This window comes from Ruegeria sp. BF6, assembly GCF_056538665.1.
This window is the reverse complement of sequence record NZ_JBQFTN010000012.1, coordinates 26,338-48,584: the sequence shown is the minus strand read 5'-3', so window position 1 is coordinate 48,584 and position 22,247 is coordinate 26,338. Positions and strand designations below refer to the sequence as shown.

At 57.8% G+C, this 22,247-nt stretch carries 32 protein-coding genes and 1 tRNA gene; 27 read left to right on the top strand and 6 right to left on the bottom strand.

What is annotated here, in order from left to right:
* From ACR0IM_RS19210 to ACR0IM_RS19135, 16 genes are all read left to right on the top strand, one after another.
* Nucleotides 1–384 (top strand): phage head completion protein, encoded by a 384-nt coding sequence (locus tag ACR0IM_RS19210; RefSeq protein WP_480682886.1) that lies wholly within the window; start codon nt 1–3, stop codon nt 382–384.
* Entirely contained in the window at nt 368–805 is a 438-nt protein-coding gene (locus ACR0IM_RS19205; RefSeq protein WP_480682885.1) for an HK97-gp10 family putative phage morphogenesis protein, read from the top strand. Before ACR0IM_RS19210 ends, ACR0IM_RS19205 begins: the two co-directional genes overlap by 17 nt.
* 14 nt (nt 806–819) lie before the next feature.
* The gene (gene gp17 / locus ACR0IM_RS19200; protein ID WP_480682884.1) at nt 820–1,209 is read left to right on the top strand and encodes a tail completion protein gp17; all 390 of its coding nucleotides are present in this window, start codon (nt 820–822) and stop codon (nt 1,207–1,209) included.
* Nucleotides 1,210–1,211: 2 nt separating this feature from the next.
* On the top strand, nt 1,212–1,613 hold the full coding sequence (locus ACR0IM_RS19195) for a phage tail tube protein (protein WP_480682883.1): 402 nt from the start codon (nt 1,212–1,214) through the stop codon (nt 1,611–1,613).
* Nucleotides 1,614–1,615: 2 nt separating this feature from the next.
* Nucleotides 1,616–1,987, top strand: coding sequence for a GTA-gp10 family protein (locus ACR0IM_RS19190; protein ID WP_480682882.1), 372 nt, complete (start codon nt 1,616–1,618; stop codon nt 1,985–1,987).
* Nucleotides 1,988–2,076: 89 nt separating this feature from the next.
* A complete protein-coding gene (locus ACR0IM_RS19185; RefSeq protein ID WP_480642134.1) occupies nt 2,077–2,304 on the top strand; it encodes a hypothetical protein in 228 nt (75 codons plus the stop codon).
* A 3-nt stretch (nt 2,305–2,307) separates the two neighbouring features.
* The gene (locus ACR0IM_RS19180) at nt 2,308–4,485 is read left to right on the top strand and encodes a phage tail length tape measure family protein (RefSeq protein ID WP_480682881.1); all 2,178 of its coding nucleotides are present in this window, start codon (nt 2,308–2,310) and stop codon (nt 4,483–4,485) included.
* A 1-nt stretch (nt 4,486) separates the two neighbouring features.
* The gene (locus ACR0IM_RS19175; protein WP_480682880.1) at nt 4,487–5,158 is read left to right on the top strand and encodes a hypothetical protein; all 672 of its coding nucleotides are present in this window, start codon (nt 4,487–4,489) and stop codon (nt 5,156–5,158) included.
* Nucleotides 5,155–5,742, top strand: a complete 588-nt coding sequence (locus tag ACR0IM_RS19170; RefSeq protein ID WP_480682879.1) for a hypothetical protein — start codon at nt 5,155–5,157, stop codon at nt 5,740–5,742. The genes ACR0IM_RS19175 and ACR0IM_RS19170 overlap by 4 nt, the downstream gene beginning before the upstream one ends.
* The gene (locus ACR0IM_RS19165) at nt 5,739–6,164 is read left to right on the top strand and encodes a DUF6950 family protein (protein WP_480682878.1); all 426 of its coding nucleotides are present in this window, start codon (nt 5,739–5,741) and stop codon (nt 6,162–6,164) included. Before ACR0IM_RS19170 ends, ACR0IM_RS19165 begins: the two co-directional genes overlap by 4 nt.
* A complete protein-coding gene (locus ACR0IM_RS19160; protein ID WP_480682877.1) occupies nt 6,154–8,289 on the top strand; it encodes a phage tail protein in 2,136 nt (711 codons plus the stop codon). Before ACR0IM_RS19165 ends, ACR0IM_RS19160 begins: the two co-directional genes overlap by 11 nt.
* Nucleotides 8,290–8,303: 14 nt before the next feature.
* The gene (locus tag ACR0IM_RS19155; RefSeq protein WP_480682876.1) at nt 8,304–11,009 is read left to right on the top strand and encodes a hypothetical protein; all 2,706 of its coding nucleotides are present in this window, start codon (nt 8,304–8,306) and stop codon (nt 11,007–11,009) included.
* A 47-nt stretch (nt 11,010–11,056) separates the two neighbouring features.
* The gene (locus ACR0IM_RS19150) at nt 11,057–11,434 is read left to right on the top strand and encodes a hypothetical protein (RefSeq protein ID WP_480642142.1); all 378 of its coding nucleotides are present in this window, start codon (nt 11,057–11,059) and stop codon (nt 11,432–11,434) included.
* The gene (locus ACR0IM_RS19145) at nt 11,431–11,553 is read left to right on the top strand and encodes a hypothetical protein (RefSeq protein WP_480682875.1); all 123 of its coding nucleotides are present in this window, start codon (nt 11,431–11,433) and stop codon (nt 11,551–11,553) included. The genes ACR0IM_RS19150 and ACR0IM_RS19145 overlap by 4 nt, the downstream gene beginning before the upstream one ends.
* Nucleotides 11,554–11,581: 28 nt before the next feature.
* A complete protein-coding gene (locus ACR0IM_RS19140) occupies nt 11,582–12,136 on the top strand; it encodes an N-acetylmuramoyl-L-alanine amidase (protein ID WP_480682874.1) in 555 nt (184 codons plus the stop codon).
* A complete protein-coding gene (locus tag ACR0IM_RS19135; RefSeq protein ID WP_480682873.1) occupies nt 12,133–12,489 on the top strand; it encodes a bacteriophage spanin2 family protein in 357 nt (118 codons plus the stop codon). The genes ACR0IM_RS19140 and ACR0IM_RS19135 overlap by 4 nt, the downstream gene beginning before the upstream one ends.
* Nucleotides 12,490–12,541: 52 nt before the next feature.
* Here the strand turns inward: ACR0IM_RS19135 and ACR0IM_RS19130 are convergent, their stop codons facing one another.
* From ACR0IM_RS19130 to ACR0IM_RS19110, 5 genes are all read right to left on the bottom strand, one after another.
* The gene (locus tag ACR0IM_RS19130) at nt 12,542–12,715 is read right to left on the bottom strand and encodes a hypothetical protein (protein WP_480682872.1); all 174 of its coding nucleotides are present in this window, start codon (nt 12,713–12,715) and stop codon (nt 12,542–12,544) included.
* A gap of 262 nt (nt 12,716–12,977) precedes the next feature.
* On the bottom strand, nt 12,978–13,376 hold the full coding sequence (locus ACR0IM_RS19125) for a type II toxin-antitoxin system HicB family antitoxin (protein ID WP_480642146.1): 399 nt from the start codon (nt 13,374–13,376) through the stop codon (nt 12,978–12,980).
* Nucleotides 13,377–13,453: 77 nt separating this feature from the next.
* Nucleotides 13,454–13,636 (bottom strand): type II toxin-antitoxin system HicA family toxin, encoded by a 183-nt coding sequence (locus ACR0IM_RS19120; RefSeq protein ID WP_480642147.1) that lies wholly within the window; start codon nt 13,634–13,636, stop codon nt 13,454–13,456.
* Between the two features lie 73 nt (nt 13,637–13,709).
* Nucleotides 13,710–13,934, bottom strand: coding sequence for a hypothetical protein (locus ACR0IM_RS19115; protein WP_480682871.1), 225 nt, complete (start codon nt 13,932–13,934; stop codon nt 13,710–13,712).
* Between the two features lie 200 nt (nt 13,935–14,134).
* A tRNA-Thr gene (locus ACR0IM_RS19110) sits at nt 14,135–14,209 on the bottom strand.
* An 83-nt stretch (nt 14,210–14,292) separates the two neighbouring features.
* Here ACR0IM_RS19110 and ACR0IM_RS19105 point away from each other — a divergent pair.
* The 9 genes from ACR0IM_RS19105 to ACR0IM_RS19065 all read left to right on the top strand — a co-directional run bounded on the left by ACR0IM_RS19105 (nt 14,293) and on the right by ACR0IM_RS19065 (nt 20,692).
* Nucleotides 14,293–14,448 (top strand): hypothetical protein, encoded by a 156-nt coding sequence (locus ACR0IM_RS19105; RefSeq protein WP_480594319.1) that lies wholly within the window; start codon nt 14,293–14,295, stop codon nt 14,446–14,448.
* A gap of 6 nt (nt 14,449–14,454) precedes the next feature.
* Nucleotides 14,455–15,723, top strand: a complete 1,269-nt coding sequence (gene murA, locus ACR0IM_RS19100) for a UDP-N-acetylglucosamine 1-carboxyvinyltransferase (RefSeq protein ID WP_480682870.1) — start codon at nt 14,455–14,457, stop codon at nt 15,721–15,723.
* Nucleotides 15,720–16,196 carry a DUF2948 family protein gene (locus tag ACR0IM_RS19095; protein WP_480682869.1) on the top strand — a complete coding sequence of 159 codons (477 nt, stop codon included), beginning with the start codon at nt 15,720–15,722 and terminating at the stop codon, nt 16,194–16,196. The genes murA and ACR0IM_RS19095 overlap by 4 nt, the downstream gene beginning before the upstream one ends.
* A gap of 70 nt (nt 16,197–16,266) precedes the next feature.
* Nucleotides 16,267–16,710 (top strand): GNAT family N-acetyltransferase, encoded by a 444-nt coding sequence (locus ACR0IM_RS19090; protein ID WP_480682868.1) that lies wholly within the window; start codon nt 16,267–16,269, stop codon nt 16,708–16,710.
* A gap of 52 nt (nt 16,711–16,762) precedes the next feature.
* A complete protein-coding gene (gene hisD / locus ACR0IM_RS19085) occupies nt 16,763–18,064 on the top strand; it encodes a histidinol dehydrogenase (protein WP_480682867.1) in 1,302 nt (433 codons plus the stop codon).
* Between the two features lie 690 nt (nt 18,065–18,754).
* Entirely contained in the window at nt 18,755–19,234 is a 480-nt protein-coding gene (locus ACR0IM_RS19080) for a UPF0262 family protein (RefSeq protein ID WP_480594382.1), read from the top strand.
* Between the two features lie 3 nt (nt 19,235–19,237).
* Entirely contained in the window at nt 19,238–19,690 is a 453-nt protein-coding gene (locus ACR0IM_RS19075) for an arsenate-mycothiol transferase ArsC (protein ID WP_475211327.1), read from the top strand.
* A gap of 2 nt (nt 19,691–19,692) precedes the next feature.
* On the top strand, nt 19,693–20,091 hold the full coding sequence (locus tag ACR0IM_RS19070) for a ketosteroid isomerase-related protein (protein WP_480682866.1): 399 nt from the start codon (nt 19,693–19,695) through the stop codon (nt 20,089–20,091).
* On the top strand, nt 20,084–20,692 hold the full coding sequence (locus ACR0IM_RS19065; RefSeq protein WP_480682865.1) for a GNAT family N-acetyltransferase: 609 nt from the start codon (nt 20,084–20,086) through the stop codon (nt 20,690–20,692). The genes ACR0IM_RS19070 and ACR0IM_RS19065 overlap by 8 nt, the downstream gene beginning before the upstream one ends.
* Nucleotides 20,693–20,696: 4 nt before the next feature.
* Here ACR0IM_RS19065 and ACR0IM_RS19060 read toward each other — a convergent pair whose 3' ends face one another.
* Entirely contained in the window at nt 20,697–20,912 is a 216-nt protein-coding gene (locus ACR0IM_RS19060) for a hypothetical protein (RefSeq protein ID WP_480642154.1), read from the bottom strand.
* A 149-nt stretch (nt 20,913–21,061) separates the two neighbouring features.
* Between ACR0IM_RS19060 and ACR0IM_RS19055 the strand changes: the two genes are divergently transcribed.
* A complete protein-coding gene (locus tag ACR0IM_RS19055; RefSeq protein WP_480642155.1) occupies nt 21,062–21,937 on the top strand; it encodes a carbon-nitrogen hydrolase family protein in 876 nt (291 codons plus the stop codon).
* 91 nt (nt 21,938–22,028) lie between these two features.
* Entirely contained in the window at nt 22,029–22,247 is a 219-nt protein-coding gene (gene infA, locus ACR0IM_RS19050) for a translation initiation factor IF-1 (RefSeq protein ID WP_005978431.1), read from the top strand.

Here is a 22,247-nt window from a genome sequence, read left to right as displayed (position 1 = left end):
ATGGGTCTTGGCAGTCAGGAATACAATCGACGCATCGGCTTTGAGCGCGAAACCGATGATTTGCGTAATGGGTTCAATGAACCTGTTTCGGGCTGGGTGCGTGTCGGTGAGACCTACGCCAAGCGCGTGGATATCAAGGATCTGGAAAAGCTGAGTGCCGGGCAGGAAATGGCTGCTTTGTCCGCGCGCTTTACCGTGCGCAGTACGGCCATGACGCGCGCCCTGACACCTGCGTTTCGCATGGTGCTGTCGGGTGCCTGGGATGCGCAGGGCAAGCTGGTTTCTGGCGAGGTCTGGGACATCGACGGGGTGAAAGAGGTTCCCGGCGAATTGCATGCGCAGATCGAAATCACCGGGGTGCTGAACCGTGAACACCAAGTTTAAGGTTGAGGGCTTCAAAGAGTTAGAGCGCGCGCTGATGGACTTGCCCAAGGCAACCGCCAAGGGGGCCGTGCGGCGGTTCTTGAAGAAAGCGTTGCTGCCAGTCGCTGAGGCGGGCCGCGACAATGCCCCGGAACGTGAGGGCGGATTGAAGGCCAGCTATGGCGTCGGCACCAAACTGAACAAGCGCCAGCGCAAGCTTTCCAAGAAGGAAAGCGAAGTCGAGGTTTATGCGGGCGCGGATGATCCAGCGGCGGTGCAGACCGAATTCGGCAACGAACACCAAGACGCCCAGCCACACCTGCGCCCTGCATGGGACGCGCTAATGCTCAAGGTCCTTGAGTCAATCAAGGAATACGCGTGGGCGGAAATTGAAAAAACAGTGGCTCGCTACAAGAAGCGGCTGGCCAGAAAGGCCCGGTGATGGAAGAGGCTTTGATGGCGCTGCTGTTGGGGCATGCGCCCCTGCAGGCGGTCTTGTCTGACCGCGTTCATTGGATGCGCAAGCCGCGCAGCGTTGCAGGTTTTCCCTATGTGAACCTGCAGGTCATTTCTGACCCGCGATCCTACCACATGAAAGGCCAGTCTGCGCTTCGATCCACGCGCGTGCAGGCTGACATATGGGCGGAAACCTATGCGGATGCTGAGGGCGTGCAGCGGGTGCTGACAGATTTTCTGTCGGGCTACAGGGGTGCGCAGGACGGCGTGAACTTCCAAGGAATCTTCATCGGTGGGGAAAGAGACCTGACCGACAAAACAACAGGTGAGGAACGCCAGCTATTCCGCATCAGTGTTGATCTTGAAATTAGCTGGAACAAGGAGACCTGAGAATGTCAGACGCACAAATCGGCTTTGGGTCCGATTTTCTGCGCGGGGCTGCAACTGTCGGTGAGGTGACGAGCATTGGCGCGCCATCGTTGAGCCGTGACGTTGTTGATGCCACGCATATGAAGTCACCGGACGGCTGGCGCGAGTTCATCGGCGCGCTGAAGGATGGCGGCGAAGTCACTGTTGAAATCCAGTCGAAACCGTCAAGCGCGGCCTATCAGGCTATGGTTGCGGATTTCGATGAGGCTGACCCGCAGGCGTACACGATCCAGTTCCCCGATAATTCGAACTGGACGTTCAATGCCCTTATCACCGGTCTGGAAACCTCTGACCCGCTGGATGACAAGATCACCACGTCGGCCACGTTCAAGATCACCGGCAAACCCACATTTGCGGCGTCGTGATCATGGGCAACAAAGTCAAAGGCAAAATAGACTTCACGGTGGCGGGCGATAACTACACCCTGCATTTCACCACGAACGCGCTGTGCGAGTTGGAGTCGGCTTGTGGGTCCAGTGCGATGAAGTTCATCAACGGGCTGGATCAGAAGGCCAAGGATGGCGATCTGCCCCTCAGTGATGTCCGGCTGCTGTTCTGGGCGGGTTTGCAGGAGCATCACCCGAACACTACCGTTCAAAAGGCCGGTTCGCTGATCCATGATATGGGTGGGTTGGATAAGGCCATGGAAATGGTCGGTGAGGCTGTTGGCGCAGCCTTTCCGCAGGCTGATGATGGTGACGGGGCTGCGGCTGAGGGAAACGCGGCGGGGGCGTCCTAGACTGGACGTCCCTGCTGGAAAGCTGGGTTGAGGCCGGGCAGGACCCGGCCCAATTCTGGTATCTAACCCTTCGGGAAATCTCTGTCATCATGCGGGGCGCGGCAAAGCGCATTGAACGGGAGCTGTTGTTCTCGGAAACCAATGCCTGGTTGACAGCCAAACTCATGATGACTGCTTACCACAAGCCCAAGAAATTTCCCGAGTTCAACAAGATCAGTTCAACCAAACGCAGGCGCAAAGTGCGTCGGCAGACTTGGGAAGAACAAAAGGCTGTGGCTCAGGTTCTGAACGCGGCGTTTGGCGGAGAGGTTGTCTAGGACATGGGTATCGGGAACGCAGTAATCGGCGCGCTGCGCGTTGTTTTGGGTATGGACAGCGCGGCATTCGAAAAGGGTGCAACTGCAGCCCAGAAGCGCACAGAAGCGTTCCGCAAGTCGATGCAGCGCACCGGCAAACAGATGCAGCGCACGGGTAAGCTCATGTCTGCGTCTCTGACCGCGCCTTTGGTCGGGTTGGCCTATAAATCGGTCGCGGCGCAAAAAGAACAGGAGCGGGCAATCGCTTCTGTTACCGCAGCATTGGAAAGCATGGGTGATGGGGCAGGTTACACCCTGTCGCAATTGCAGGACATGGCGTCACAGATTCAGGACAAGTCGCTGTATGGCGATGAAGAGGTCTTGTCCCGTGTAACGGCCAACCTGCTGACCTTCGGGAACGTGCAGGGCGATGTGTTCGCACGCGCGCAGCAAAACGCGGTGGATCTGTCGGCGCGGTTGGGGCAGGACCTGCAGTCTTCGGCGGTCATGCTGGGTAAGGCGCTGAACGATCCGGTGAAGGGATTGACGGCGCTGAGCCGTGTCGGGGTTTCGTTCACGGAACAGCAGAAACAGCAGATCAAAGCTATGGCCGAGGCCGGGGATATCGCGGCGGCGCAGGCGATGATCCTGGATGAATTGGAAAAGCAGTATTCCGGGCAGGCTGAAGCGCTGGCAAATACTGATAGTGGACGGATCACACAGGCTTGGAATGCCATTGGCGATGCAACCGAACGCGTTGGGGCCATCATTCTGCCGATCCTTGCGGATTTTGCGGATTACGTGAAGGGCTTGGCCGAGCAATTCCAAAACCTGTCACCGCAAACGCAGAAATTCATCGTGGTGGGCGGCGCACTGGCGGCGGCAATCGGGCCGGTTGTCGCGGGGCTGGGTTTGATGATGACGGCCTTGGCCCCTATGGCTGGGGCTATTCTGGCTATCGTTTCCCCGCTTGGATTAATGGTGGCCGGCATCACTGCCGCAGGCGTGGCGATCTACCAAAATTGGGGGCAGCTTAAAGATGAGTTCCCGGCCATCACCGGGGCGATAGAGGCTGCAATCGAAGGGCTGAAGGTGGCATTTGGTGTCATCCTTGAAATTGCTGGTGTGGCCTTTGAGGGGATCGGGCAGCACATCCGCCTGCTGCTTGGCGTCGTGGAATCGCTGCTAAGCGGTGACTTTCGCGGGGCTCTGGATGGCGCGTCTGAAATCCTGAAGAACTTCGGAGCAACGGCTGTTGGCATTCTGGAAGCGCTGGTGGGTGACCTGTCAACAGCACTTAGCCGCGGTGTCGCGGTCGTGACCGACTTCGGAAATGGGCTGCTGCAGGCGATGTCCGATCTGTTGGAAAGCATCGTCGCAGCCGCGGTGAACATTGGCCATGAGATTATCAACGGCCTGAAGCGCGGCATCGAGGAAAAGTGGGCCGACATAAAAGCTTACATCCATGAATTGGCCATGCAGCTTCCAGAATGGATCAGGAAGCCTTTGGGAATTCACTCGCCTTCGCGTGTGTTCATGGCGATTGGTGGGTTCATCGCTGGCGGTCTGGCTCTTGGCATTTCCGCAGGAGAAGCCGATGTTGCAGCGGCAACAGAACGGTTGGTCAACGCAGCCTCTGTAGATGGTATGGTCGGATCTACCGCAGAACTTGCGAAGGGCTTCAAGACTGCAGGCGATGCGGCGAAGACTGCTTTTGGTGATCTGGGATCGACACTTGCCGGTCTTGTCAATCGCACGCAGACGCTGGGTGACGTGGCATCGTCTGTGTTCAGTAATCTGGCAAACTACTTCGGTGATCAGGCTGTATCAGGGCTGGCATCTATCGCGTCGGGAGCTTTCGGGGGCGGTGACGATTTCTTTTCAAGCCTCTTCGGCGGTCTGATCGGGTTCGCAAATGGTGGATCGTTCAACGTTGGCGGTGCCGGTGGGATCGATAGTCAAGTCGTCGCATTCCGGGCGACTCCGAATGAGAACGTGACGATCACAAAGCCGGGGCAGGATATGCCGTCCAGCGGTGGATTGGTTGAGGTCAGAATAGGCGTGGATGAAGAGGGGAACGTGGTGCCTCTAATTGAGCGTGTCAGCGGTCGGGTTGCAGCGGGCGTCACGGCGGCTGGAATGAATGCAGTTCAGAGCAATTTCGGCGGCACGCTGAATGATCACTTGGCGCGGGATGGCTAAGATGAAACGTGAAATTGTCACCTTTCCTGCCGGTTTTCTGAAGCACTTGAAATGCGATTGGGACATTGACTGGCGCGGTCAGGATTCCGGGGAACGAAACTCGGGATCTACGCAGATTGTGCACAACACCTTTCCCCGCTGGATTGGTACTGTAAATGTGTTTCTGGACGCTGCTGCAATCCCTCAGTGGCACGCAATCCGGGCGCAGGCGCAAGGTCGTTTGGGAATATATGTTGTTGAGATGTTTGATCCGGCTGGATTTGAAGCATCTGACCAATTCCAGAACGGCATTCCGCATTCTACGGATGCGCTTTTCAGCACTGGCAATGGGTACGCATATGATCCCTTCTGTGTTGCCCATGTCGCCGCCAGTGCAGGGGCCACGACTATTCGCGTTGACACGTCCGGCGCGGGTATCGTGCCGAGGATTGGCCAAATCATGAGTCACAACGACCGGCCGTTTCGTGTGACTTGGGTCTCTCAGGTTGCTGGTGATGTTTATGACCTCGGCATTCAAATGCCGCTGCGTTCCGGGATCGAGGCCGGGGGCGTGATCAACCATCAGGGCAGGGGTCGATTTGAGCTTGTAGAGGTGGGCAACGGGCAGGCGATCTATGGCGCGGATCGAGTTGGCCGACCCAGCATCACATTGCGGGAGGTTCTTACCCGATGAGCTTTTTTCCTGACGGCTTCAACCCGAATGATCCGAATGTCGGGTTGTTGGATCTGTGTGAAATCAATACGCCGGATGGCCCTGAGCGCTTCATCATTGGCACAGAGGGTCTGTTCACCGATGTGAACGGCAATCAATGGGTCGGGTCGCAGTTGCTTGGGGTTGGTGGTCTGGGCGCTGCAATAGATGGCAGCGCACCTGAAGGCAGCGCCCGAATGGCGTTTTTTCAGGACCCGGACGCCTCTGATCTGATAGGCCAGGTGCGGGCGTTGGGTCTGGAATATTTGAACGGGCGGACCATCAGGTTTCTCGTGCAGCCCCTTAATTCCATGTCTGAGTTCTACGCGCCTGTTTATGCACCCATCCAATGGTTGCAGCGCACAATGCGCACGCTGGTTTTTAACGCGGACGGTGCACAGGATAGATCGATCGGTGTGACGTTTGAGGCGTGGTCCGAGAACCGCCGTGCTGCCCGTCGGGTGATCCTGAATACAGAGGGGCACGCCCAGTTGATCGGGGAGGCAAACCCTAGCTTGGATCACATGCCTACAACCAACTACGAAGAAGAAAAGCTGTTCGGATGATGACGCCGCTTTATCAAGAGCTTCACAGATGGAAGGCCCTGCCGTTCATCTGGGGTGAGACGGATTGCATGATGGTCTGCGCCGATTGGGTCCACCGTGTGCGGGGTGTCGATCCGGTTGCGGATATCCGGGGCACCTATGACAGTCGAGGTACTTGCCAGAAGGAAACCGGGTTTCTGCGTGACCCATGCGGAACTGTTGACCGCATTTTGAACCCGCATGGAATTGACCGAACAAACCAGCCTCGGCGGGGCGATATCGCGGTCATCAGGATTGCGGAACCGGACGGGCGGATCTCGCCGTGTGGCGCAATCTGGCTCGGGTCAGCCTGGGGCTGCAAGGGGCCGACCGGCACGACAACGGTGCATCCGCGCGCAGTGGTCGAGGTCATGGCTGTTTGGGGTGTCGGCTATGAAGAATAAACTAATGGTCGCTGCCCTGATGGGCACAACGTTCCTGACCCCTAAACCTGCAGAAGCTGCGCCAGTAGTGGGATTCATCGCTGGCGCTATTGGCGTTTCGGCTTCAGCCGCCGCCGCCATCGGCATTAGTGCGGGGTTTGCGGCTGGTGCGACGTTCGGGGCAACTCTGATTGGTGGTGTGCTCGTCAAAACTGTTGTGGCTGTTGGATTGTCAAAGCTGGCCCAGAAGCTGCAGAGCAGGGCAGCAGGTGGTGGTCAATCATCCCCATCGGCGCGCATGGCGAATTTTGCCCAACCGATTTCGTACGCGGAAACGTGTTATGGGCGGTTCAGGAAGGGCGGGCCTTTGGGCTTTACGGGTTTCAAGGTTGCCCGCCGCTTTTATGTGCCCATCCTAGCGGCCCATGAGATTGAGGCTTTTGATGAACTTTGGCTGGATGAGCGGCAAGTTTGGCTGAATTCTTCCACCTATCAGGGCGATAGCAACGTAACCGTTGGCCCGATTAAGGGCTACGGTCGGATCAACCCGTTCACCGGGGCACCGGGTCAAGTGGCTGATCCGGGGCTTAGTTACAATTTCCCCGAGATCACCAGTGCCCATGACTTCAAGGGGCTGGCCGGTGCTGCCGTTTGGGCCAAGCGCCCGCCTGATGAGGATTTCACCAGAATTTACCCGAACGGCAAGCAGTGGACCTTTTCTGCAGTCATTCGCGGAAAGAAAGACATTTACGATCCGCGCGATCAGACGCGCAAATACACTGATAACGCCGCGCTAATCCTTGCGGATTGGTTTACCGACTATCTGGGCGGCTCGGTGGATTGGGATGAGGTGGCCGTTGAAGCGGATGCTTCGGATGAATGGCTTTCCAATGCCCAAGGTGAAAACCAGAAGCGATGGACGTTGAATGGCTCGATTTCTTCTGAACAGGAATTCGAACAACAGCGCGCCCAACTTGCAGTGGCGTGTGATGCTTTCGTTTACGAACGCACAGACGGGAAAATCGGTTTCAAGGTGGGCCGCTGGATCGAGCCAACACTGACCCTGACGGCTGACGATTTCTATTCCTTTGAGTTGACTGAAGGGCGCTGGGGGGCGGATTCACCTGACGAGGTCGCTGCCCAATACGTTGAGCCAGACAACAAGTGGCGGGAAACGCCAAGCGGGGTTTGGGTGGAAAACGATGTTGCAATTCCCAAGCGGGATGAGCCGCAACTGTTCATGTGCACCAATCACAATCAGGCTTCCCGCATCAACAAACGTCTGGCGCGAACGAAGCGTGCGGACTTTCAGTTGAGGGGCACAATGGGCCTCAAAGGGTATGAATTGCTTGGCGGCGGTGAGAATGGTTCAGCGCACCGTTTCTTTCGGGTGATCCATGAGGAAATGGGTGTTGATGAAGTTTTTGAGATTGGCGAATTGGCGCGGGATGGTGTTGGAGCATTCTCGCTTCAGGCCAATTCGGTCAAAAAGGCCGACTTCGATTTCACGGCTGCGACCGAAGAACCCGCGCGGCCAGAGTTCAGCGACGTTCAAAATGATGGATCTGTTCCAGAGCCTGCGTCTGTGAAGGTGGGTGCAGAAAGTGCCTCATCTTTGCGTGTCGTGTGGGACGGGCAGGATGACGCCTACACGCCGGAAATCCGATATCGTTTGTCGGGAACGCAAAATTTCACTGCTGTAAGAGGGACTGCAGGTTTCCCGTCGGGTCTCATTACTGGCTTGGCTTCCGGTTCAACGTACCAACTACAGGTGAGGAACACCAAGTCGGGCGTCGGTAGCTCGGATTGGACCCCGGCTATAACGACTTCTGCGACCGTGACCGTCGATCCGACCGTGCCAGCCGCATTGTTGAGCCTGGACGCGGTCGGTGATGTCGGCGGCGCTGAGGTCACAATCTCGGCACCGGACGATCCGGCCTATTTCGGCGCAAGACTATACCGCAACACCAGCAACGACTTCGGCACCGCGCAGGTCATTGGGACGCTGTTTGGCCCGGAGAACACAAGTGCAACCTTCGCAGACGAAGGTCTGACGGCAGGCACTTATTACTATTGGGCCGAACCTATTAACGCATCTGGCAGCGCAGGGCCGCTGTCTGGGCCGAACAGCACGGTCGTAACCTAAGCACTGAGGCAATCATGGCAGCACTTCCCCCAAAAACGATCATGCACGGCAACCCGCCGAGTCCTGCGCACCAGCCGGTTCCGTCTGAACTGGCGGACTGGATGCAGGAATTTGAAAGCCTAGCCGCAGGCGGTGGGCTGAACTACGTGAACCACTCGGTTGCCGCACTGCAGGCGCGGTCTGGTGTGTCAGACGACGAATTTGCGCTGGTTGTGACCACGGCGTCAGAGGGTGGCATATATGAGCGTGTTTCCGGCAATTGGGTCAAAGTTGCAGGCATCCCGGCAATCTTCACGGAAAGTCAGGCGGCAATTGAGGCGCTGGCAAGTGCGGCAAATGCACTGGCCAGTGAACAGAGCGCTGCGGCGTCAGAGGCCAGTGCAGAAAGCGACCGCGCTGGTGCGGAATTGGCCCGGAGTCAAACTGAAACGGCGCGTACGCAGGCAGAACTGGCCGCTCAGGCTGCGGGTGCGACGATGTATGACAGCGTTGCCAACGGTTTGGCGGGCACGTCGAATGGCGATGTTTTTCTGGTGCAGATCGAACCGGGCACACAGGTCTACCGGAATGACGGCGGATCGGACACGTTACTAGGCTGGCTGGGCGAGGTTCTGTTCGATGACGTGATTTCTGTTTTGACATCAAGCCTGACCGGGTTCAGTGCCGGAACCACGATCAGAACCCGGAAAGACAGCGTTTCCCTGATCGCGCTGGATGCCGGTGATCCTGTATTTGATAGGCAGAACGCGGGTGGGACCAAGTTCCTTGTTCCGGGTCGCAATCAGTTCTTTCCCGAGGCGTTTGGCGCGGTCGGAGACGGCGTGGCAGACGATACCGCAGCGTGGAACGCTCTGCTTGCGGCGGTAGCGCGGGCATCGGCAAGTGGCCCCGTTTTTGTCTATGGCCGGGGTCACTATCTGGTTGATCAGCTTGAGGCGCTTTCGCAGTACGCGGCGGGCACAATCGTCGGGTTGCAGCAGGATTCTGTTTTCTTCGATCTTCGCGGCGCGGTCCTGGAACACTCAGGCGTTGGCGATGGTATCCTTTTCGCTGAGGGCAACGGGGTTACACGACACAAGACGAATTTGGACGGCGGGCAGTTCATCCCTCACGCCAATACCAAGTGGCTGACCAAGGCGCGCGATCTTCGGTCTTCGCGGTGGGCACCGGAAATGTACGGCGGCACCACCGGCGGCAACTGTATCGGACATGTCGCGGAGTTGTGGCGCACGTGGTCCGAGAACATGTCTTACGGTGCGGCTGGTGACAAATTGGAGGTGCGCCAGATTGCGCATGGTCTGGCTTTCTTCGGGCGTGCGGAAAGCTGGGCTATCGAGGCGATGTGGTCGAACCCGTCATGGTTCGTTCAGGGCGCCAACAATCTTGGGTATTTCTACGCGGACGATGCTGCGGCTGTTGCGGCCAAAGGCAGCGCGGCGGTTGAGGGGGATTATTACTATCGCAGGGAAGCGGGCTATGGCGCGGGATACCGCATATATCGGGCCTCGGGTTGGGTCGATGCGATGTATTGCCGGGGCGAGGTGTTCGGCTGGGCAGAGCATCCGATTGCGACCAGCGATCCTGTCAGCCCTGAAAAGGGCGATCTTTACTACAATTCCGCAGCATCAGAAGTGCGGGTCTGGGACGGCTCCGCTTGGCAGGTTGCGCATCAGATTCCCGAAGTTGACACCAGCATTTCCGGTCGCAGCTTTGCGCGTACCAACATCTACGATCTGTTGCTGGCGTCCCCGTATTCGGACAGCGCGGACGGCCAAGCCATTCTTGTTCAGAATGCATCGCTTTACGAGAGCAATATTGACGGCGTTCGTGGGGTCTCAGACAACAACGGCAACTCTCTGATCTATTGGAACGTCGCATTTGCGCCCGGCACGATCATTCAAAATATCGGTGTCGAAAAGGCGAACATCGGCGGCAACCCTGAAGGCATGGGCGTGCGTGCTGGGCCTCGGGTTGCGGATGCACCCAAACCGCCGCTGTTGAGAAACATCCGTTACAGCACGTCGCGGGGCCTGCCGGTCGATCCTCTGGCGGGGTTCGTCTGGGAAGGGCAGGATTATGAAAACTTCATAACCACCGTTGCCGGAACGCCTGTTGAGGTCGTGAACGCCGGTATGCTGTGGCCGAACACGATGTTCGAAATCACTGTAAAAAGTAACGACAATGAAGTTCTTGCCAGCGCCATCGTGGCCCGGAAAAACGCATCCAGCGTTCTGCAGATCATCGACAAGATGGCCAGTACCGTTATCGTGCCGTTTTCGGTATCTTCTCCCCCTGTCGATCAGTCACTGGTCTCAATGGCCGGTAGCCGCTTCGTTGCGCCGAGGGGTGGTTCTTTGGTCGGCATTACGGTTTGTGCAAACACAAATGTTGGCTCAGGAAACATCAACTGCGAACCGCGCATCAGCACCGGTGATCTGAACGCGTCGGGTGCAAACCCAAATCTTGACGCCACATTGTTCAGCGGTTTCTTCGCCCAGAATACACAGGACCCGCTATCAGACACCTTCGAGGCCGGAAACAGCATCTATGCGGTCTATGAGACAACCACTTTTTCTGGGCCAACAGAAGTGCAGTGCGGCTTGGAATTGCTGCTGAACGGGTTGCATGAATGGGGGGCGGACGTCTCGGGCAATCTGACACTAAAAGCGCTGACATCGGAAACCGATCTGCGCGTGACGATGCGAGTGCTGAAGCCGTAACCAGTCGATGGCTTTGCAAAAACAAGAAGGGCAAGGGGCAAAACAATATGAAACTTGAGTTACTAGGGTCCGCTTCGGCGGGCCTTTTTGCTGCGGTAGGGTCGTGGTTGGCGGTATACGGGCTGGCGTGGGAAGTTTTGATCGTCGCGCTGTTGGGCGCAATGGCGGCCGTGCTGGACCTGGAGGATTGGGCGGCTAAAAAAGTGGTTCTGCTTCTGCTGTTCAACACAACAGTCGGGGCGCTTGGCGGGCCGGTTCTGTTTGCCTATGCGCAGATCAGTTTGGAGAGTGTTCCGCGCGCGGCAATCTTGCTGCTACCGTTTCTGACGGCCTTTTCTGCTCATACGATAATCACCGAATTGCGCGATCCGCTTTTGGCTGCTGCAGCTCGGGCTTTGTCGTGGGTGGCGGGGGTGAAGAAATGAAGCAGGTGTTGCAGGGCGCGAAACGCACCGCGCGGAAAACATGGTATCGCCGGGCCAAACTGGTTCTGGCGGTCGTTCTTTGGGGAATGCTGGTCTTCGCCCTGCAGGCGATGGCCTGACCCTTACTTACATCTAGGAGAGATTGCCATGAAGTTGGCTGTTGTCGTGGGCCATAACGCCCGCGCGCAGGGTGCTGTGCGCCCTGACACCGGGGAAACGGAATACGCTTGGAATTCCGATCTGGCGCGCGTTATCAAGTCTCTGGCTTCGGAGTATCCGGGTATTGAAGTCAGGGTTTTCTTTCGTGAACCCGGACAATCATACACCCGCGAAATTCGTGACGTCTATCGGCGCGCGGATCTTTGGGGATCGACCGCGTCCGTGGAACTGCACTTCAACAGCCACCACAACCCGCGCGCCACCGGCACCGAGACCCTGACCAGCGGCACGCCGCTGTCGGTGAAATATGCCGAGGCGTTGCAGTGTGAAATGCTTGAGGCTCTGGGCCTGCGGGATCGAGGTGAAAAGATCGTGCGCAAGGGCCGTGGTTCGGCCAGCCTGATTTCGGGTCGCGCGCCTGCAGCCCTGATCGAACCATTCTTCGGATCGTCGCCCGCTGGCCAGCAGGCCACGGATGAGCCGCATGAAATGCGCAAGCTGGCCCACGCGATCCTGCGCGCAACTGAACAGGTGTTCTGTTGATCCGTCTTTGGGGCTTGCTGATCTGCTTTAGCGTCCTGACGGCCTGTTCTGGTGGTCAGGCGCTAAAGTTTCTGACGGGTGGCGGGCCGAATGTTGCCGCCAATGTGCAGGCCGGAAAAACGAACAGCCAGACCATTGGAACCACGGCGAACACCAATCAGAAGATTGTCAGGCCGCAGGCGGGGATTATCCGTCAGTCATCGGATTCAAGCAAGGTGCAGGCGGAAACGGTTGAGCAGGTAACTGTTCAGGAGGTCCATACACCAATTTGGATCATCGTCGCGTTTGCCGTCGCGCTTCTGCTGGACAGCCCCTTGCGGTGGCCGGGGCAGATCAAGAAAGCACTGTCTTGATTCTGCACTTGTCCGTTCTTGTGGCGCTTGTATCGGGTCGCGTGAAAGGTCCTCAGAAGAACCAGAGCAGAACGAGTACCGATGTCGCTGTAATGACGGCCAGCAGGCCCGAGGTTGTGGCGCTCGTATCGGGTCGCCCTTGCTCATGCAGCATTCCCGCGATGAAGGCAAAAAACAAAGCGCCTGCTGTGAGGGCTACAGCCAACAGATGAATAGATAGTACCACTTTCCGCGATTCCTTTTTTGCGTTTTTTGAACTCTTCTACGCCCCAAAGCAGTATGTGCAAGTGGCGGTGAGGCTTTGATCCCTCTTCCTTTTTTTGCGTTCCTGAAAAGCTACTAATCAATGCTGGGGTTCGAAAGAACACAACCCGGCGCGTGAATTCTGTTCTGTCGCGTGGGGTCTTTTCGCCAGCCCGGTAGGTATGGCCCAAACTTGAACGATAAAGGGCTGGGCCGCGTTACGGCCCAGCCCCTGATCATTGGAATCAAACAGCGTTGCGCTCTTTGATTTCGTTCTGCACTGCCTGGGCGATAAATGCCGACCGATTAAGCTCAAGTTGATCTGCGGCGGCATCTAATGCGGCTAACAGCCCGCGATCCATACTGGCATTGAAGCGAGTGGATTTCGTGGGTCTGGGTATGTGGGGTACCAAAATTAAATAGGCACCCTCGGCCAAATCTTCGGCCAATTCATTACGGATATCCTCAAGGGCGCTGGGGGCCGGGTGGTCCTCAACATCGGACAGATAGTCATCCAATGCGCTGATTGCATTCTTCAGCACGCCCTCTTCTTCATCCGCAGCCGCAAAGCAGTCCGGTACGTCCGGGAAGGAAACGCCAAAGGCGCTACCGGGATCGTGGTGGACGATTGCGTAATAGTACATAGACTCCGTACTTTCTCCGTTTTTAAGTGACAGCAAGTTCCGTGTGTGAAACCTGTGGTTGGTGCCTACGGGCTGGATTAGATCCAGCCCGCCTGCTTTGCTATGTTGCGGGCGGTGCCTTTCGGCAAGTCCCGCTTAGGATGTGGAACAATAACTGTCCGGGTTCCCTTGCGAAGTTTTACGTGTGATCCAGCTTGTGACACCTTTTCAAACCCTTCGCGTTGTAGCCGAGCAATTATCTTTTTGCTGTCGGTTTCCATGTGTATATATTTACACAACTGTGCTTAGCGGGTCAAGGGTGGGTGTGTAAATAATTACACACAAAATGAATAGTTACCGCCACCAATCCTGCGGGTAGTAGGGGCGGCAGTTGCCCTGCATGTTGTCGGTTGAAACCCGGCTTTCCGGGCAGTCCTTGGCGATGATCGCCAGTGCCTGTGGCAGCTCGATCTCCGCGCCCACGATTTCCAGAAACCGCGCCTTGCTGTAGCGGCCAAACCGACCGCAATAATCGCATTGAATCTCGACGGTGGGCAGGGGGAAGTCTTTTGCGCGCATGTCGGACTTTTACCACAGGATGAGCCCGCGCATACCTTCAGATTATTTCCGGGGCATTCCGCGAACATGCCCAGAGGTTTGTACGGGATTTGTACGAAACCTTGTCAGCAATGCACGGTTTGTTCCTGCAAGTTTCTGCGAGTTACACGGTCGGGTTCCGGGGTGTTCTCGCTTAAGTTATTGTTTTCGCGAGAAAATCATGGTGCTGCTGGAGAGAATTGAACTCTCGACCTCTCCCTTACCAAGGGAGTGCTCTACCTCTGAGCTACAGCAGCGCCGTGGGCGGGTGATTAGACTCAAACGAAACGCGGCGCAAGGGTGTCTGGACGGTTTTTTTCGCCTCCTGTAGAGAAAGACAATGACAGAAAAAAAAACACCCAAAAAACACGGTAAATCCGGTGATGCACGCGACGAGCGGCTGAAGGCAGCGCTTAAGGCGAATATGGCGCGGCGCAAGGCGCAGGCCAAGGCGCGGGCGGCATCCGGGAACACTGTCGATAAAGACGAGGGATAAGAGCAGATGGATTCGATTTTGGTGACGGGCAACGGCCCGCTGAACGGTCAGATACCGATTGCAGGGGCCAAGAACGCGTGTCTGACGCTCATGCCCGCCACCTTGTTGAGCGAAGAACCGCTGACGCTGACCAACGCGCCGCGGCTGAGCGACATCAAGACTATGACGCTGTTGTTGCAGTCGCTGGGGGCCGAAGTTTCCTCGCTGCAGGACGGGCAGGTGATCGCCATGTCCAGCCACAGCCTGACCAGTCACGTCGCCGACTATGAAATCGTGCGCAAAATGCGTGCATCTAACCTGGTTCTGGGCCCGTTACTGACCCGGTTCGGAGAAGCGGTTGTCTCGCTGCCCGGTGGGTGCGCGATTGGCGCGCGCCCGATGGACCTACACGTAGAGGGGCTCGAGGCGCTGGGCGCTGAGATTGAACTGAAGGACGGATACCTGCTCGCCAAAGCGCCAGGCGGTCTGAAGGGCGCGGTGCATGAGATGCGCTTTGCCTCTGTCGGCGCAACCGAGAACATTGTCATGGCAGCGACGCTGGCCATAGGCACCACAGTGCTGAAGAACGCCGCGCGTGAGCCCGAGATCGTTGATCTGGTCGAGTGTCTGCGAAAGATGGGCGCGCAGATTTCGGGTGAGGGCACCTCGACCATCGAAATTCAGGGCGTCGATCGCCTGCACGGCGCGACTCATCAGGTTGTCACCGACCGGATCGAACTGGGCACCTATATGCTGGCCCCCGCTATCTGCGGCGGTGAGGTCGAGCTGCTGGGCGGTCGGATGCGTCTTGTCGATTCTTTTGCCGAGAAACTGGAGGCCGCCGGGGTCAGCGTTACGGAAACCGACAAGGGCCTGAAAGTTGCGCGCAAGAATGGGCGCGTTCAGTCCGTGGACGTGGTCACCGAACCGTTCCCCGGTTTTCCGACCGACCTGCAGGCACAGATGATGGCGCTGATGTGTACGGCCGAGGGTACCTCGGTGCTGGAAGAGCGTATTTTCGAGAACCGCTTCATGCACGCGCCGGAGTTGGTGCGCATGGGGGCGAATATCGAAGTGCACGGTGGTACGGCTACGGTCACCGGAGTAGAGCAACTGAAGGGCGCGCCGGTGATGGCGACGGACCTGCGGGCCTCGGTTTCGCTGATTCTGGCAGGACTGGCAGCCGAAGGGGAAACCACGGTCAGCCGGGTCTATCATCTGGATCGCGGATATGAACATGTGGTGCGCAAGCTGGAAGGCGTGGGCGCCAAAATCGAACGGATCAAAGGCCAATGACAGACGCAAGCTTTCACGACGGGCGCGAAGCCCCGCTGAACCTCGGCGCCGAGGATGGCGAAGACCTGCAGGTGATTTCTACACTGACGCAAGATGCCGTGTTCCCGATGACCGAGATGAAATGGCAGCCGTCGCAGCGCCGGTTTGGCCTGCTGTTGAACCGCTTTCGTTGGGAAGATAAGGACACCGCCACCCGCCGAGGACGTGCATTCGAGCGTGTCCAATCGGTTCTGGTGTTTGACTCGGTGCTATCGGTGGCCAGCCAGGGTGTAGATCGCAGCGACAAGGATATGGTGGTGTCTTTGCTGTCGGTCGATTTCGAAGCGGGTGAGGACGGCGCAGGCCAAATCATCCTGACATTGGCAGGTGACGGCGCGATCCGTCTGGCGGTTGAGGCGATTGACGCCACGCTCAAGGATGTGACGCGGCCCTATCAGGCCCCGTCGGGGCAGGCCCCGCACCATCCGGAATAAGCGTGGCATATCACAAGCGTTCTCCGGGCCTCCGGCGGGTTCGGGGCTGCGCCGCGCGACTGTGTTCGATGTGTTCGATCTGAGCCGGGTTCTGATCCGCTCGATCACCCAGCTGTGTCAGGTGGATCATCAGGGTGACCCGCAAGCCATCGCGAAATGGACGGTGAACAAAGACCCCGAGACGATTCGGCGCTGGATCAGGGACGGAGCGCAGATCTGGTTGGCTGAACGTGCAGGTCAGGTCGCCGCCGTAGGTGGATTGCGTAACGATGAGATCACCCTGCTCTATATCGATCCGGATCATACCGGGCATGGTATCGGGTCGGTCTTGCTGCGTCGGCTGGAACAGGAGTTGATCGCTTCGGGCCATACCGAAGCCCGGCTTGAGGCGACACAAACGGCGCAGGCGTTTTATCGGCGGCATGGCTGGCAGCCTACCGGGCAATGCGGCGCGCGTGGTGACGTTTCCTGTTTCGCCATGCGCAAATCGCTGCACCCCGCCGAGAAGGGTTGAGGCCAGCCCATCCCGGCGATATGTCCCGATCAAATGCCCGGAGAGCCAGATCATGCCCGTTTTCCTAGATTCCTCGTCGCCCGAGTTTGAACACGCCTTTCAGGCGCTGTTGTCGGCCAAGCGAGAAGACAGCCCGGATGTGGACGCCGTGGTTGCGGAGATCATTGAGGATGTGCGCACCCGGGGCGATGCGGCTGTGATTGAGCTGACCGCCAAGTTTGACCGGCTGGAACTGACGCCGGAAACACTGGCGTTTTCTGTCGATGAAATCGCCGAAGCGGTCGCGCAGGTCTCGGACGCGGACCGTGCCGCGCTGGAACTGGCGGCCGAACGCATCCGGGCCTATCACGAACGGCAGATGCCAGAAGACCAGCAATGGACCGACACCGCCGGGGCGACACTGGGGTGGCGCTGGTCGGCGGTCTCGGCGGCGGGGCTTTACGTGCCGGGCGGTCTGGCCTCGTACCCGTCTTCGGTTCTGATGAATGCGATTCCAGCCAAGGTGGCAGGAGTTGACCGGCTGGCCATTGCGGTGCCGACGCCGGACGGGCAGGTGAACCCTCTGGTCCTGCTGGCGGCACAACTGTCGGGCGTCGACACGATCTATCGCATCGGTGGCGCGCAGGCGATTGCGGCGCTGGCCTATGGCACCGAATCCGTCGCGCCAGTGGACAAGATCACTGGTCCGGGAAATGCCTTTGTCGCTGCTGCCAAGCGCCGGGTTTTCGGTAAGGTGGGCATCGACATGATCGCGGGTCCATCCGAGATTCTGGTGATCGCCGACAAGGAAAATGACCCGGACTGGATCGCGCTGGACCTGCTCAGTCAGGCCGAGCATGACGAAAGCGCGCAATCGCTTTTGATCACCGACGAAGCTGCGTTCGGACAGGCCGTGGCGCAGGCCGTGGAAAAGCGCCTGGAAACCTTGCAGCGCCGCGCGATCGCCGGAGCCAGCTGGCGCGACTTTGGTGCGGTGATTACCGTGCGCGACTTGGACGAGGCTGCCGCGCTGTCAAACCGCATCGCACCAGAACACCTTGAACTTTGCGTCGCCGACCCGGTGGCGCTCAGCCAAAAAACCATTCACGCCGGGGCGATCTTTCTTGGCCAGTATACGCCCGAAGCCATTGGCGATTATGTCGGTGGCCCCAACCACGTGTTGCCGACCGCGCGTTCGGCCCGTTTTTCGTCCGGCCTCAGCGTGATGGATTTCCTCAAACGCACGACACTCAGCCAGATGACGCCCGAGGCACTGCGGGCCATCGGACCAGCCGCCGAACAATTGGCGCAATCGGAAAGCCTTGAGGCGCATGGCCTGTCGGTCACCGCGCGTCTCAAGCGGTTGAACGGCTGAATTGGCGTAATGACGCAGTGTGACCTCAAATAAGGCCCGGTCGAAAGACGACCGCAGGGAACAAAACAAGGAAGTCTAATGACTTTTCGCAAAACAATCACTCTGTTTCTACTACCTGTCATCTCAGCATGTACATCCTATGTGCCTAGCCAGAACGACGTGCAAAGAGCCAATGATAGCTGTTTAGGTGACGAACTTTGTACTCTCGCCACCATTTGGACCAACGGCTACAACGAAACGGCAGGTACAAACTGGGGTCACGGGATATCTGTGAGTGAAGCAAAAACAGATGGGAAAGTAGTTTTTTTGACGTTCAATGTTGGTGACCGCGTGAAAAATAGACCTACCAACTTGAATGATTCTACAGCTAAACAACAGTTTGAATACGGCATATGGCGAGCTCTTTGTTCCGTAGACGGGTCGCGACACTTCTTTGAGTTGGGCGGGGAGGTCCAGTACGCTGCGTACTTGCCATCTGACCAATTGTTCTCAATGCAAACGATTAAGTCCTGCAGCTGGTCATCGGCCCCTCCGGGGTAAAAGCGTAGCGAATGGTCTGGCAGGCATTGGTCAAGTTGTGAGATTCGGTCCGCAGATCACAAATAGGAGCCCTTAAGGGGCTTCTGTCCGTTGCCGAACGAAATACGTTGTTATAGGTCTGTGCAGACCCGAAACACTGTGACCATAATGATGACCCGCATTTCGCATATCGAATTGGATGACCGTAATCTGCCCCCGCCGACCCCCGAGATCGAGCAGGAGCGCAAGGTTGCTATCTATGACCTGCTAGAAGACAACAGCTTTGCACTGCCCCAGCGGGACGGCCGCGAGGTACCCGAGGGGCCATACCACGTGCAGTTGTCGATCCGGGACAAGCGGCTGGTGTTCGACGTCGCCACCGAGGCCGAGGAAAAAGCGGCCGAGTTCCACCTGTCACTGGGTCCGTTCAGGCAGGTGGTCAAAGACTATTTTCAGATCTGCGAAAGCTATTTCAACGCGGTCAAGACCTTGCCGCCCAGCCAGATCGAAACCATCGACATGGCTCGCCGCGGTATCCACAACGAAGGCAGCCGCGTGCTGCAGGAGCGGTTGGAAGGAAAAGCAGATATCGATACTGACACCGCCCGTCGCCTGTTCACGCTGATCTGCGTGCTGCACTTCGGGGGCTGACGGGTGAAGCCTTTGCCGCAGTCGGTCCTGTTTTGTTGCGACCACAACTCGGTCCGGTCACCGATGGCCGAAGGCATCATGAAGAAGTTTTATGGCACCGGCACTTATGTGCAATCTGCCGGTGTGCGCAACGACTTTGAGATCGACGGGTTCTGCATTTCGGTCTGCCAGGAAATCGGGGTTGAGCTTTCCCGCCACCGGACGCGCTCGTTTGACGAGATGCAGGAATGGGGAGATGACCTCAGCTCTTTTGACCTAGTGGTCGCCCTGTCGCCCGCCAGCCAGCGAAAAGCGCTGGAACTGACCCGGATTTTTCATCTGGATGTCGATTATTGGCCAATAATGGACCCTACCGGGCTGGGCGAGAATCGCGAAGAAAAGCTACATCACTACCGACAGACCCGCGATCAGATCATCGGGCATCTGAAAGAACGCTGGGGCGAACCTACGGAGTGACCATGAACCAGACCGTCAAAACCTATTTCGAAGCTTTCAATGCAGGCGATGTGGACGGCATGTTGGCCTGCCTGTCCGATGACGTGGCGCATCACGTGAACGAGGGCCAGATTCGCGTCGGTAAAGAGAAGTTCGCGGCATTCTGCGAACACATGAATCGCTGCTATCGTGAGAACCTGACCGATATTGTGGTGTTCAACACCGAAGGTGGTACCCGCGCCGCGGCCGAGTTCAGCGTAAACGGCACCTATCTGGAAACCGACGAGGGCCTGCCCGAGGCGCATGGCCAGACCTACCGCCTGCCCGCCGGGTCGTTCTTTGACCTGAAGGATGGCAAGATCACCCGCGTCACCACCTTCTACAACCTCGCCGACTGGACCAAGCAGGTTTCGAATGGCTGAGGTTACCGCCGTCCGCCCCCTGACCGGAGCGGCGCTGGGGGCCGCTCTGGACGACGTGGCGCGCCTGCGGATCGAAGTGTTTCGGGCGTGGCCGTACCTGTATGACGGTGATTTGGAATACGAACGAAAATACCTGCAATCCTACCGCGACAGCGACAAGGCGATTGTGGTTGGTGCTTTCGACGGTGACCGCCTGATCGGGGCCTCGACCGGGGCGCCTCTGACCGAACACGCCGACGATTTCGCTGTGGCCTTCGAAGGGTCCGGGTTGGACCTGTCCGAGATCTTCTACTGTGCCGAGTCTGTTCTGCTGTCCGACTACCGGAGGCAGGGTGTCGGCCACAAATTCTTCGACCTGCGCGAGGCCCATGCCCGCGCGCTGGGTTTTAAAAAATGTGCCTTTTGCAGCGTCCAACGCCCGGCCGATCATCCCATGCGGCCGGAAAGCTACCGGCCACTGGATGCATTCTGGCGCGCGCGGGGCTACGAACCGTTGCCCGGTGCAATCGCGCAGTTTTCGTGGAAGGATATCGGCGAAGAGGGTGAGACGCTCAAACCGTTACAGTTCTGGATCAGGGATTTGCAACGTAATCCGCGCTAGCGCTTCAAGTCCGGTGCTTTCGGCTGAGCAGACCGTATTTGACGGCCCACCCTCTGAGGGACAAGCTCTTGCGTTTTTCCTGCTTCAGCGGCTTTTTTACTTGTGCACCGCTCTTTCGATTGAATTCGAACACGTCGATAACGCGTTCCGCACAGCCACAGGCTTCGCCCATGCCAACTTTGGCAAAATAGAACTTCTCGAAATTTTGCGGGTTTTGCATGGTCTTCCTCCTAAGCACATTGAAACACTTCGGATGTCTTCTGCCAATTCACTTTCCCGTCGATGATGGCTGGGGCGAACAATGCGTCTGTACAGTTCGAGACGCCGTCTATTAGTGTCTCGCCAAACCAGGCCTGAGGAGCCCGCGCTATGAAAGTCGCAACCGCCGCCTATAATCTTGACTGGCTCGACAGCTGGGCGCAGTACGAGGATAAGCTGTATCGCTGGGTGGCCGAAGCTGCCGGGCAGGGGGCCGAGCTTCTGGTGTTTCCGGAATACGGTGCGATGGAACTGTCGACGCTCGACGGGGCTGAGGTGGCAGGTGATCTGGAGCGTTCGATCCGGGCTGTATCGGATCGGATGGAGCAGGCGAAGACCCTGCATCAGCGCATCGCTCAAGAATACAAAACCTACATTCTGGGCGCATCGGCGCCGGTTGTGGATGGGCCGGGCCGTCCGGTAAATCGCGCAGCGCTCTACGCGCCTGATGGCGGACAGGATCATCAGGACAAACAGATCATGACCCGGTTCGAGCGCGAAGACTGGGATATCGTGCCGGGCGGGCCACTCAAACTCTTCGACACTGCATTGGGGAAAATCGGCGTGTTGATCTGCTATGACAGTGAGTTCCCCTTGCTGGGCCGAGCGTTGAGCAAGGCTGACCTGATCCTTGTCCCTTCGTGTACCGAAGCATTGGCAGGCTATTGGCGCGTTCGCATCGGGGCGATGTCGCGAGCGTTGGAAAATCAATGTGTTACCGTAATGGCGTCTCTGGTCGGGAACAATGATTGGTCCGAGGCTGTGGATATGAACACCGGCACCGGCGGCGTTTTTGGCCCGCCCGACAAGGGGTTCCCAGCGACCGGTGTGCTGTCTGAGGGCGTCCTGAACCAGCCCGGCTGGACCTATGCCGATATCGACCTGACGACCATTGCCGAAGTCCGCGCCGATGGGAATGTACTGAACCGCACCCACTGGGAAGAGCAGGCGCCCCGAGTCGATTCAGTCACAATATCGCGCCTTTAGGTGATTCCGCCCTTGAAATAGGGCCGAAATAGGCTCATTTAAGCCCACATCCCCGTAGATTCTGCGGGTGCAACGTAATGATGGAGACAACATGGCCAAGGAAGATACGCTCGAATTTCCCGGTGTCGTGAAGGAACTCCTGCCTAATGCGACGTTTCGGGTCGAGCTGGAAAACGGCCATGAGATCATCGCACATACGGCAGGCAAGATGCGCAAGAACCGCATCCGCGTTCTGGCCGGCGACAAGGTTCAGGTCGAGATGACCCCGTATGATCTGACCAAGGGTCGGATCAACTACCGCTTCAAGTAA